Source organism: Paenibacillus sp. (genome assembly GCF_035645235.1).
GTDB lineage: Bacteria > Bacillota > Bacilli > Paenibacillales > YIM-B00363 > Paenibacillus_AE.
Map to the genome: position 1 here is coordinate 1 of NZ_DASQMZ010000205.1, position 10,241 is coordinate 10,241.

General features: G+C 65.1%; 10 protein-coding genes and 1 pseudogene. 10 read left to right on the forward strand and 1 reads right to left on the reverse strand.

The window, feature by feature from the left end; genetic code table 11:
* Together VEZ38_RS19260 and VEZ38_RS19265 are read left to right on the forward strand one after the other, a co-directional pair.
* Window positions 1-599, forward strand: a pseudogene (locus tag VEZ38_RS19260) (beta-N-acetylhexosaminidase); the annotation flags it as partial.
* A complete protein-coding gene (locus VEZ38_RS19265) occupies window positions 596-1,786 on the forward strand; it encodes an anhydro-N-acetylmuramic acid kinase (protein WP_324896427.1) in 1,191 nt (396 codons plus the stop codon). The pseudogene VEZ38_RS19260 and the gene VEZ38_RS19265, both read left to right, overlap by 4 nt.
* Window positions 1,787-1,923: 137 nt before the next feature.
* Here the strand turns inward: VEZ38_RS19265 and VEZ38_RS19270 are convergent, their stop codons facing one another.
* Window positions 1,924-2,085, reverse strand: coding sequence for a hypothetical protein (locus tag VEZ38_RS19270; protein ID WP_324896429.1), 162 nt, complete (start codon window positions 2,083-2,085; stop codon window positions 1,924-1,926).
* 408 nt (window positions 2,086-2,493) lie between these two features.
* Between VEZ38_RS19270 and VEZ38_RS19275 the strand changes: the two genes are divergently transcribed.
* From VEZ38_RS19275 to VEZ38_RS19310, 8 genes are all read left to right on the forward strand, one after another.
* Window positions 2,494-3,864, forward strand: coding sequence for a hypothetical protein (locus VEZ38_RS19275; RefSeq protein ID WP_324896431.1), 1,371 nt, complete (start codon window positions 2,494-2,496; stop codon window positions 3,862-3,864).
* Window positions 3,865-4,049: 185 nt separating this feature from the next.
* The gene (locus VEZ38_RS19280; RefSeq protein WP_324896432.1) at window positions 4,050-5,066 is read left to right on the forward strand and encodes an NAD(P)-dependent oxidoreductase; all 1,017 of its coding nucleotides are present in this window, start codon (window positions 4,050-4,052) and stop codon (window positions 5,064-5,066) included.
* A 1-nt stretch (window position 5,067) separates the two neighbouring features.
* Complete coding sequence (locus VEZ38_RS19285) at window positions 5,068-6,129, forward strand: dihydrodipicolinate synthase family protein (RefSeq protein WP_324896434.1); 1,062 nt, start codon at window positions 5,068-5,070, stop codon at window positions 6,127-6,129.
* A gap of 52 nt (window positions 6,130-6,181) precedes the next feature.
* Window positions 6,182-6,862 (forward strand): L-serine ammonia-lyase, iron-sulfur-dependent subunit beta, encoded by a 681-nt coding sequence (sdaAB, locus tag VEZ38_RS19290; RefSeq protein WP_324896441.1) that lies wholly within the window; start codon window positions 6,182-6,184, stop codon window positions 6,860-6,862.
* A complete protein-coding gene (sdaAA, locus tag VEZ38_RS19295) occupies window positions 6,859-7,743 on the forward strand; it encodes an L-serine ammonia-lyase, iron-sulfur-dependent, subunit alpha (protein WP_324896436.1) in 885 nt (294 codons plus the stop codon). Before sdaAB ends, sdaAA begins: the two co-directional genes overlap by 4 nt.
* 182 nt (window positions 7,744-7,925) lie before the next feature.
* Window positions 7,926-8,831 carry a Gfo/Idh/MocA family protein gene (locus VEZ38_RS19300; RefSeq protein ID WP_324896438.1) on the forward strand — a complete coding sequence of 302 codons (906 nt, stop codon included), beginning with the start codon at window positions 7,926-7,928 and terminating at the stop codon, window positions 8,829-8,831.
* Between the two features lie 90 nt (window positions 8,832-8,921).
* A complete protein-coding gene (locus VEZ38_RS19305; protein ID WP_324896439.1) occupies window positions 8,922-9,971 on the forward strand; it encodes a Gfo/Idh/MocA family oxidoreductase in 1,050 nt (349 codons plus the stop codon).
* A gap of 143 nt (window positions 9,972-10,114) precedes the next feature.
* A partial coding sequence (locus VEZ38_RS19310; RefSeq protein WP_324896443.1) for a gamma-glutamylcyclotransferase occupies window positions 10,115-10,241 on the forward strand: 127 nt, incomplete at its 3' end.

Genomic DNA, 10,241 nt, shown 5'->3' on the forward strand with positions numbered 1-10,241 from the left:
CCGAGGCTGCGACCGAGCTCGCTTGCGTCGGCTGCGCGGAGCATCTCGCCGTCGCCCGCGGCATCAGCGAGCGCAGCGTAACGCTCGTTCGGAACCGCGGCGGCGTCTTGCCGCTGCGGCGCGAGCGAACGCTCGCGATCACGGTCGCGGCCGCCGCGCAGACGATCGCGGACGAGGCGGTGCGCGCGTCCGCCGGCCTTGGCGCAGCGCTGGCGGCGCTCGGTTTGGACTGCCGCGACGAATGCGTCGACGTCGCTCCTTCCGAGGCGCGCATTGCCGAGCTCGCGGCGATCGCGCAGGGCGGCGGCTGGGCGCAAATCGTCGTAGGCGTCTATAACGCCGGCTTCCACCTGGCGCAAAAGCGCCTCGTCGAAGCGTTGCAGGCGTCCGGTGCGCGGCTCGTCGTCGTCGCGCTGCGCAATCCGTACGATCTCGCAGCGTTCCCGGACGCCGACGGCTGCGTCGCCGTCTACGAGAATCGGCCGCTGTCGCTTGCGAGCGCCGCGAAGGCGCTGCTCGGCGACATCCCGTTCCGCGGCGCGCTGCCGGTGTCGCTCGGCGAAGCGTACCCCGCCGGCTGGAGAGGAGACGGCGCATGATCGGCGACTATGTCTCGAAGCCGTCCCGTCTCGTCGTCGGCCTCATGTCGGGCACATCGCTCGACGGCATCGACGCCGCGGTCGTGCGACTATCAGGCAGCGGAACGACGGCCAAAGCGGAACTCATTCGCTTCGTCAGCCGGCCGTACGACGAAGAGACACGGGAGCGGCTAAAGGATTTATGTACGGTCGAGCGCTCCGACGTCGCGGCCGTGTGCGGTATGAATTTCCGGCTCGCGGAGCGATTCGCGGACGTCGCGATCGAAGCCGTCGCCGAGGCGGGGCTGTCGATGGACGACATCGATCTCATCGCGTCGCACGGCCAGACGGTGTGGCATATACCGGACGATGCGGCGGACGACCCGTTCCGGCCTCGATCGACGCTCCAGATCGGCGACCTGTCGGTGCTGGCTAAGCGCACCGGCGCGCTCGTCGTCGGCGACTTCCGTCCGGCCGATATGGCGGTCGGCGGCCAAGGGGCGCCGTTGACGCCGTACGGCGACTTTCTCTTGTTCCGAAGCGAGGAGGTCGGCCGACTCGTGCAGAACGTCGGCGGCATCGGTAACTGCGCCGCCATCCCCGCCGGCGCGCGGCAGGCGGACGTGTTTGCGTTCGACACGGGGCCGGGCAACATGGTCATCGACCAGACCGTCTTTCGGTTGACGAACGGCGAACGAAATTACGATGCCGGCGGCGCATGGGCGGCTTCGGGCCGCCCTGACGAGGGGTTGATCGACGAGCTGCTGCGTCACCCGTATTTCGAGCTGCCGCCCCCGAAGACGACCGGGCGCGAGGTGTTCGGGAAGGCGTACGCGGAGGCCTTCCTCGAGACGGCGCGCGGACGCGGCCTCTCGGACGCGGACATCGTCTCGACCGCGACGATGTTCACCGCGCGCACGATCGCGTTCGCGTACCGCCGGGACGTCTTCCCCCGCTGCGCGATCGGGGAAGTCATCGTCACCGGCGGCGGCGCGCACAACGGAACGCTGCTCCGGATGCTCGCGGAGCTGCTGCCCGAGCAACGCGTGACGAACTCGAGCGCGCTCGGCTTCAACGATGACGCCAAGGAGGCGCTCATCTTCGCGATGCTGGGCAACGACTTTCTGTGCGGCGTCGCAAATAACCTGCCTTCCGCCACCGGCGCCTCGCGGCAGACCGTCATGGGCAAGCTTGCGCTGCCTTGGTGAGGGCGTATATTGAAGCAAGGGCCATACGACGGCGATGACGGCGAGCGTCGGGGACGACGGGATTCATATGCGGAAAACTCCCGAATTCCTTCCGGAACAAGGGAGTTTTCCGATGTATGGAGTAATGCGCAAGGAATTTATTTCGTTGTCAGCCAACCGAGTTCTCTAGCCTGCTCCTCCGTCAAGATGAACTCTTCGTTCGGCCACAGCTCGTCCTTCTCGTCTCGCCCGAACCACTCCCGAATGCGATCCCAGACGCCTCTTTCGACCGCTTCTTGCAAAGTAATAATGACCTTCATCCCCAACGCTCGCCTCCGTTTCACATCCTATCCACATAGTTGTCCACATGAATAGCGGGGTTATCAACAGTGATTTGTTGATAAGTTTGAAGATTCATTGAGAATATACACAGGTTGGGTTATCCACAAGCTGTAAACCTTGAAGTTTGCCCGAATTCCACAGGTGTCTTTGCCTAAGCGCGTACATGAATGTTAGTCTGTCCACAGAGATGTCCACAAAATCCCGCAGCTTTATCCACAGAATTAATATTTGCAAGTACCTGCATATCCATATTAGAGAGTTAATGTTAAATACCGGTAATTATTTCTTGGGAAATAATGCAGGAAATAAAGGCGGCGTAGACGAAGACAATCGAATCCGCTTATAGTATTGGGAAAGTATCGTTGGGGGAATCGAGGGGACAACGGATGATAGAAAACGGGGCGGAACGAGGGAAGGGCATCGCCATCGCATTGCTGGGACCGGAGGAAATCGTGGAGGCGATGCTGCGGGCGGTGCGGTCGTTCCCGTCGATGCGGCCGGTGCCGATCGCCTTCGATCGGCCGGAGGAAGCCGCGGGACACATCCGCGCGGTGAAGGACAAGGTCGAGGTGATCCTGTTGGCCGGCTTGGAGCCGGTGCGCAAGGGGCAAGTGCTGCCGATCGACTCGTCGGTGCCGATTCATTACCTGCCCCCGTCCGGGGCCGGACTGTATCGCGCGCTGCTACGGCTGCAGCTCCGGCACGGCCTGGGCGGCGGCGCCGGCTTTTCCGTCGATTCGTTGCCGCGGTCGGTCGTCGAGCGGACGCTGAGAGAGGCAGGGGCGGAGACGGGGACGGCCGCCGGCGCGGTGATCGCGTACGAAGGCTCCGCGTACGCCGCGACGGACGAGTTGGTCTCGTTCCATGCGGACAAGCATCGCGCCGGCGCCGCCGCCGCCGCTCTGACCGGAAGCAAAGCGGTGGCGGAACGGTTGACGGCGCTCGGCGTTCCGAACGAATGGGTCGTGCCGCTCGACCACGATATTACGGTCGCCTTGGAGCGAGCGCTGCTTTCCACCGAATCGCGCCGCAATAAAGAATCGCAAATCGTCGTCGGTTTAATTAACGTCGACGAATTCGGTCGTCTCGTTCGGCAGCGGGCGTCGGAGCACGACGTCCAACGGCTGAAGCTGGACATTCATCGGACGCTGCTCGATTACGTCGAATCGTTGAACGGGTATTTGACGCACCTCGGGGCGGACGAGTATTTATTTTTCACGACCCGGGGCGTCTTCGAACGGGAAACCGGCGGATATAAATCCATCCCGCTCGCTCGGGACGCCTACCACGCGCTCGGCGTCTCGCTGAGCATCGGAATCGGCTTCGGGCAGTCCGCGAACGAGGCCGGCACGCATGCGCGGCTGGCGCTCGGGAACGCCAAGCAGGTCGGCGGCAACGCATGTTTCATCGTGCGGGAAGATCGGACCTTAATCGGGCCGCTGGCGATGGCCGATCCGGTCGAATACGATTTGTCGTTGACGGATCAGGCGCTGCTGGAGAAAGCCGAGGCCGCCGGGATGACCCGAATGTACGTCACGCGGCTGATGGCCGCCGCCGCCCGGCAGGGTCGGCTGGAATTCAACGTGCTCGAGCTGGCGCAGATGCTCAGCGTGACGGTGCGCAGCACCCACCGACTGCTGCTCGATTGGATGGACGCCGGCTTGATCGAGGTGTCCGGCATGGAGAAGGTCGGCCGCGGCCGCCCGCGGCAGCGGTTCCGCCTTGCGTTCCTCGCGGATCGCGTGAAGCAGGAATGATTCAACGAAAGCGGCATCGTTATTCCGCCAAGAAGGGATCCGCGCGCGACACGCGGGATCCCTTCTTTGGCTTGGTTCCTTTGGGGAATTAGAGACAATTAAAAGATTTGTCTCTAATTCGAAGTCCGCGGTATGATGAAGCTATAACAAGCCGCAATGGCGGAACGCGAGAGGGGAATACCGCAATGAGAACGATCGAAGAGTTGGAAGCGAAGCTGGCGGAGCCGTCGGCGGCGCTGATCGAGGATATGAAAAACATCGAAGGCGACATTATGCTGCTCGGCGTCGCCGGCAAGATGGGACCGAGCCTGGCGCGCCTCGCCATGAACGCGATCCGCGCCGCCGGCGTGCAGAAGCGCGTCATCGGCGTCTCGCGCTTCTCGACGCCGGAAACCCGCGAGGAGCTCGAGGCCGCCGGCGTCGAGACGATTTCCTGCGACCTGCTGAACGACGAAGCGCTGCAGGCGCTGCCGGACGTGCCGAACGTCATCTACATGGCGGGCAACAAGTTCGGCACGACGGGCCGCGAATGGTTCACCTGGGCGATGAATGCGTACCTGCCGGGTCGCGTCGCCGAGAAGTACAAGAACTCCCGCATCGTCGTCTTCTCCTCCGGGAACATCTACCCCTTCACGCCGGTGGCGCACGGCGGCGCGACCGAAGCGACCCCGCCGGGGCCGATCGGCGAATACGCCCAGTCGACGCTCGGCCGGGAGCGCGTGTTCGAGTATTTCTCCAACACATACAACATCCCGATGGCGATTTACAGACTCAATTACGCCATCGATCTTCGCTACGGCGTCCTGCTCGAGGTCGCGAAGGCGGTCAACGAGGGCAAGACGATCGACCTGTCGATGGGCCACGCGAACGTTATCTGGCAAGGGGACGCGAACGAGATCGCGATTCGGTCGCTCCTGCAATGCAGTTCGCCGCCGAACGTGCTGAACGTGACCGGGCCGGAGACGCTGTCGATGCGCTGGCTGGCGCTCGAATTCGGGAAGCGTCTCGGGAAGGAGCCGTCGTTCGTCGGCAAGGAAGCCGAGGACGCGCTGCTCAATAACGCCTCGAAGTCGTTCCAGCTGTTCGGGTACCCGAAGGTTTCGACGCTGCAGATGATCGACTGGATCGCCGAGTGGGTGAAGGAAGGCGGCAAGACGTGGAACAAGCCGACGCACTTCCAAGAGCGGGAGGGGAAATATTAAGATGCGCAAGGATTGGACACCTGAATTGCTGAAGGCGCTGCATGACGGTCTCGTCATACCGGCGCATCCGCTCGCGCTGAACGCAGATCGGAAGATGGACGAGAAGCGGCAGCGCGCGTTGACGCGGTATTACATCGCTTCGGGCGCGGGCGGCGTCGCCGTCGGCGTGCACTCGACCCAATTCGAAATTCGCGACCCCGACGTCGGCTTGTTCGAGCCGGTGCTGCGGCTCGCGGCGGAGGAGGTCGAGCGGGCGAAGCTCGACCGGCCGTTCGTGAAGATCGCCGGCATCTGCGGTCCGACGGAGCAGGCGCTCGCGGAGACGGACATCGCGGCGAAGCTCGGCTACGACGCCGGCCTGCTCAGCATGGGCGGCCTGCAGGGCTGGACGGAGGAGCAAATTCTCGAGCGGACGCGCGCGGTCGCGGCTCGAATCCCGGTATTCGGCTTCTATCTGCAGCCGTCTGTGGGGGGGCGCATTTTCAGCTTCGAGTTTTGGAAGGCCTTCGCCGATATCGACGGCGTAATCGCGATCAAGATGGCACCGTTCAACCGGTATCAGACGATCGACGTCGTGCGCGCGGTGTGCAGCTCGAAGCGGCGCGACGAAATCGCGCTCTACACGGGCAATGACGACAACATCGTGAACGACCTGCTGACGACGTACCGGTTCAACGTGGACGGGGTTCCGGTGGAAAAGGCGATCGTCGGCGGCCTCCTCGGCCATTGGGCGGTCTGGACGAAGAAGGCGGTCGAGCTGCTGGAGGAGATCAAGGCCGCGCGCGCGAACGGGTCAATCGATAAGGAGTGGCTGACGCGCAACGTCGAGGTGACCGATACGAACGCGGCGTTTTTCGATCCGGCGCACGGCTTCGAAGGCTGCATTCCCGGCATTCACGAGGTGCTTCGCCGGCAAGGGCTGCTGGAAGGCACGTGGTGCTTAAACCCGCACGAGACGCTGTCGCCGGGGCAGGCGGAGGAGATCGACCGGATGTATCGCGATTACCCGCATCTCCATGATGACGAATTCGTGAAGCAGCATATACTGGAATGGATGAAGTAACGGAAGTTTTGCGGTGACGCGTACGACGGGTTCGACGGAAGGGGAGGACGGCATGAGATTCAAAGACGTATTTTCCATCATCGGCCCGTCGATGGTCGGGCCGTCCAGCTCGCATACCGCGGGCGCCGCCCGGCTCGGCCGGGTCGCGAGGCAGCTGCTCGGGGAGACGCCGAAGCGGGCGGAGATCGTGTTTTACGGCTCGTTCGCGGACACGTACAAGGGGCACGGCACCGATCTCGCCGTCGTCGGCGGGCTGCTCGATTGGGCGACCGACGACCTTCGCATCGCGAAGTCGCTCGAGTACGCGGAGGCGGCGGGGCTCTCGGTCGCGATTCGACCGGGAAAGGCCGTCGTCGCCCACCCGAACACGGCCCGCATTTCCCTCGAAGGCGAGCGGCGCCGCGTCGAGCTCGTGGGCGCGTCGATCGGCGGCGGCAACATCGAGGTGCATGGCGTCGACGGCTTCGACGTGAAGTTTATCGCGATGTATCCGACGCTCTGCGTGTACCATCTGGATCGGCCGGGGATGCTGGCCGAGCTGACGGCGACGCTGTCTCGGGCGGGGGTCAACATCGGGCATATGGACGTCGACCGCAAGGGGCGCCACGGCGAAGCGCTGACGGTGATCGAGGTCGATACGCCGATATCCGCCGAGCTGCTCGCGCAGGTGGGCTCGTTGCAGGACGTGTCGGACGTAAGGCTCGTCGACCTGGAAGCGGGCGCCGCCCTATGAGATTCCGGACGCTGAAGGGACTGGCCGCGCTGTGCGGCGCGGAGGGCGCGACGATCGCCGAGGTCATGATCGAGGATCAATGCGCGGAATCGGGCCGCTCTCGCGAAGAGGAAGTGCGCAGGATGGCCGAGTATTGGGCCGTCATGAAGGAAGCGGTGCGCCGCGGGCTCACCGAGGATACGACGTCGCGCAGCGGGCTGACGGGCGGCGACGCGAAGCGCGTGATGGCGCGCGTCGAGGCGGGAGATGTTGCGCTCGGCGGCGACGCGGCCCGCACGATGGCGTACGCGCTCGCCGTATCCGAGGTGAACGCGTCGATGGGACGCATTATCGCGACGCCGACCGCCGGCTCGTGCGGCATTATTCCCGGCGTCTTTGTCAGCGCGCAGGAGCGGTACGGCTGGGACGACGCGAAGATGACGGCCGGCCTGTTCGCGGCCGGCGCCATCGGCTACGTGATCGCGAACAACTCGTTCGTCTCCGGCGCCGAAGGCGGCTGCCAGGCCGAGGTCGGCTCGGCGATCGGCATGGCGGCGGGCGCGCTGACCGAGCTGCGCGGCGGGACGCCGGAGCAGGCGGTGCACGCGGTCGGCCTCGCGCTGAAGAATACGCTCGGTTTGATTTGCGACCCCGTCGGCGGCTTGGTCGAAGTGCCCTGCATCGTCCGCAACGGCTTCGGCGCCGTGACGGCGCTGGCCGCGAGCGACATGGCGCTCGCCGGCGTCCGCAGCGTTATCCCGTCCGACGAGGTGATCCAGGTTATGCTCGAGGTCGGCACGAGCATGCCGGAGAAGCACCGCGAAACCGCCAAAGGCGGCCTCGCCCAGACGCCGACCGGGAAGCAGATCATGAAGGACTTATACGGCAAGAAGAAAAAGTAACGCAGCAAGCCCGCCTTCCCGGCATCGGACGGCGGGTTTTCGGCATCAAGTGAGGGAAGCGCGCGGTGGGCTGTAGCGAAAAAATTTTCGTTACAGCGGCGAGTTTTACTAGAATAGTATGAAGAACCCGGTGCGTTCGGACGACGGCCGACGCGGAGAACGGGTAAGAAGGAGCTGCTCGGATGACGAAGCCATTGCAAATCGGCATGATCGGACTCGATACGTCCCACGCCGTCGCTTTCACGAAGCTGTTGAACGATCCGGAGACGCCGTACGCCGTCCCGGGCGGCCGCGTCGTCGCGGCGTTCCCCGGCGGCTCGCCGGATTTCGAATTAAGCTGGTCGAGGCTCGGGCGGTTTACGTCGGCGCTGCGCGACGAGCACGGCGTCGACATGCTGGACAGCGTCGAGGCAGTCGCGGAGCGCGTCGACGCGGTGCTGCTGACGTCCGTCGACGGGCGTGTCCACCTCGAGCAGTTCAAACGGCTGGCACCCTTTAAGAAGCCGGTCTTTATCGACAAGCCGTTCGCCGTAACGTCCGCCGACGCGCGGGCGATCGCCGATCTCGCCCGCGAATACGGCGTCCCGCTCATGAGCTCCTCGTCGCTGCGATACGCGGAGGATTTCGTCCAAGCGCTGGCCGACGATTCGTTCGGGGAGCTGCTCGGCGCCGACGTGTACGGCTTCGCCGAGCTGCAGCCGACGCAGCCGGGCTTGTTTTGGTACGGCATCCATTCCGCCGAGATGCTCTACGCGGCGCTCGGCCGGGGCTGCGTGCGCGTGCACGCCTTCTCGACGGCGGATCATGAGCTCGTTTCGGGCGTATGGAGCGACGGGCGAGTCGGCACGCTGCGGGGCACCCGGAGCGGCGCCCGCACGAACGGGGCGCTGCTGCATCGGGCGAACGGCGCGGCGTTCGCGGATTGCGGCAAGCATCCGAAGCCGGCATACGCCGGTTTGCTCGAGCGGGTCATGACGATGTTCCGAACCGGGACGCCGCCGATCGACATCGAGGAGACGGTGGAAATCGTACGATTTTTAGAAGCGGCGAACGAAAGCCGACGCACCGGGCAGCCGGTAGACCTGTAATGTCGAAAAGGAGATGCGATCCCAAATGATCGAAGACCGTTTACGCACCGCCGCCGCGTCGTTCCCGTCGACGGGCGAAGGAGGGCGCTCATGAGCCGGCCCCTCGGCTTCGGCATCGTCGGCAACGGGACGATCGCCGAATATCATGCGCGCGCGATTCTGGAGCTGCCCGGCGCCCGATTCGTCGGGGCGGCGGGTCGAAGCCCCGACAAGGTCGCCGCCTTCGTGCGGCGGCTCTCCGCGGAAGTCGCCGCAGACGCCGCGCCGCAACATTTCGCGAACGCGGACGCGCTGCTCGCCTCCCCCGACGTCGACGTCGTCTGCGTCGCCACGTCGAGCGGCAGCCATGCGATGTACGCGGAAGCGGCGCTCGAGGCGGGCAAACACGTCGTCGTCGAGAAGCCGATGGCGATGACGTCCGCGGACGCGGACCGCCTGATTGCGCTGGCGGCGCGGCGGGGTCGGACGCTGTCGGTCATTTCGCAGCGCCGCTTCGAAGCGCCGTACGCGCTCGCGAAGCGGATGCTCGACGAAGGCCGGCTCGGCCGTCTGCTCGTCGTCGAGGCGCATACGCCGTTTTATCGGACGCAAGCGTACTACGACAGCGCCGTCTGGCGCGGCACGATCGCGGAGGACGGCGGCGCGCTCATGAACCAAGGCATCCATCAGATCGACTTGATGCTGTGGTACGGCGGCCCCGCCTCCGCGGTCAGCGGCAAGATCGCGACGATGACGCACGAGATGGAGGCGGAGGACGTCGGCGCGGCCCTCGTCACGTTCGCCGGCGGCGCGCTCGGCGTGCTCACCGCGTCGACGAGCCTGGCCCCGGGCTTCCCGCCGACCGTCAAGCTGTTCGGCGAGCGCGGCGCGATTTGGCTCGAGGGCAATGCGGTCGTCCACTGGTCGGTGCCCGGCGTCGAACGGCCGCCGGCTCCGGAGTCGGCGTCGATCGAAGGCGGCAATGACCCGAAGGCTTTCACGCATGAAAACCACCGCCGCCAGCTCGAGGACGTACTGGACGCCATCGCGGCGGGACGGCCGCCGCTGCTGCGGGGAGAGGACGGGCGCGCGACCGTTCGCCTGATCGAGGCGATCGTCGAATCGTCCGAAACCGGACGCGAGGTGCGTCTTGACGGATAAGCGAGGGTAACGAAGAACGGCCGCGGGCGCCCTGCCCTCGGCCGTTCTTCGTCTCATTCCCGGCCGCCAAGGCGACTGGATTCGGCCGCCGCCGAATGATACGATGTAGGAAAATCCCGGAAGCGGTCTGGAGTGGTGGCGCGATGGCGTTGGTGTTCGTATACGGCACGCTGCTGCGCGGGGAGGCGAACCACGGCCTGCTGCGAACCGCGAGGACGGTCGACGATCGCGCGAGCGTGCGCGGCGTCCTGTACGACACGGGCGACGGGT

Excerpts from the sequence above, each read along its gene's own strand:
- sdaAB (WP_324896441.1), top strand. The coding sequence starts at position 6,182 with ATGAGATTCAAAGACGTATTTTCCATCATCGGCCCGTCGATGGTCGGG.
- sdaAA (WP_324896436.1), top strand. The coding sequence starts at position 6,859 with ATGAGATTCCGGACGCTGAAGGGACTGGCCGCGCTGTGCGGCGCGGAG.
- VEZ38_RS19270 (WP_324896429.1), bottom strand. The coding sequence starts at position 2,085 with ATGAAGGTCATTATTACTTTGCAAGAAGCGGTCGAAAGAGGCGTCTGG.
- VEZ38_RS19275 (WP_324896431.1), top strand. The coding sequence starts at position 2,494 with ATGATAGAAAACGGGGCGGAACGAGGGAAGGGCATCGCCATCGCATTG.
- VEZ38_RS19305 (WP_324896439.1), top strand. The coding sequence starts at position 8,922 with ATGAGCCGGCCCCTCGGCTTCGGCATCGTCGGCAACGGGACGATCGCC.
- VEZ38_RS19280 (WP_324896432.1), top strand. The coding sequence starts at position 4,050 with ATGAGAACGATCGAAGAGTTGGAAGCGAAGCTGGCGGAGCCGTCGGCG.
- VEZ38_RS19265 (WP_324896427.1), top strand. The coding sequence starts at position 596 with ATGATCGGCGACTATGTCTCGAAGCCGTCCCGTCTCGTCGTCGGCCTC.
- VEZ38_RS19300 (WP_324896438.1), top strand. The coding sequence starts at position 7,926 with ATGACGAAGCCATTGCAAATCGGCATGATCGGACTCGATACGTCCCAC.
- VEZ38_RS19285 (WP_324896434.1), top strand. The coding sequence starts at position 5,068 with ATGCGCAAGGATTGGACACCTGAATTGCTGAAGGCGCTGCATGACGGT.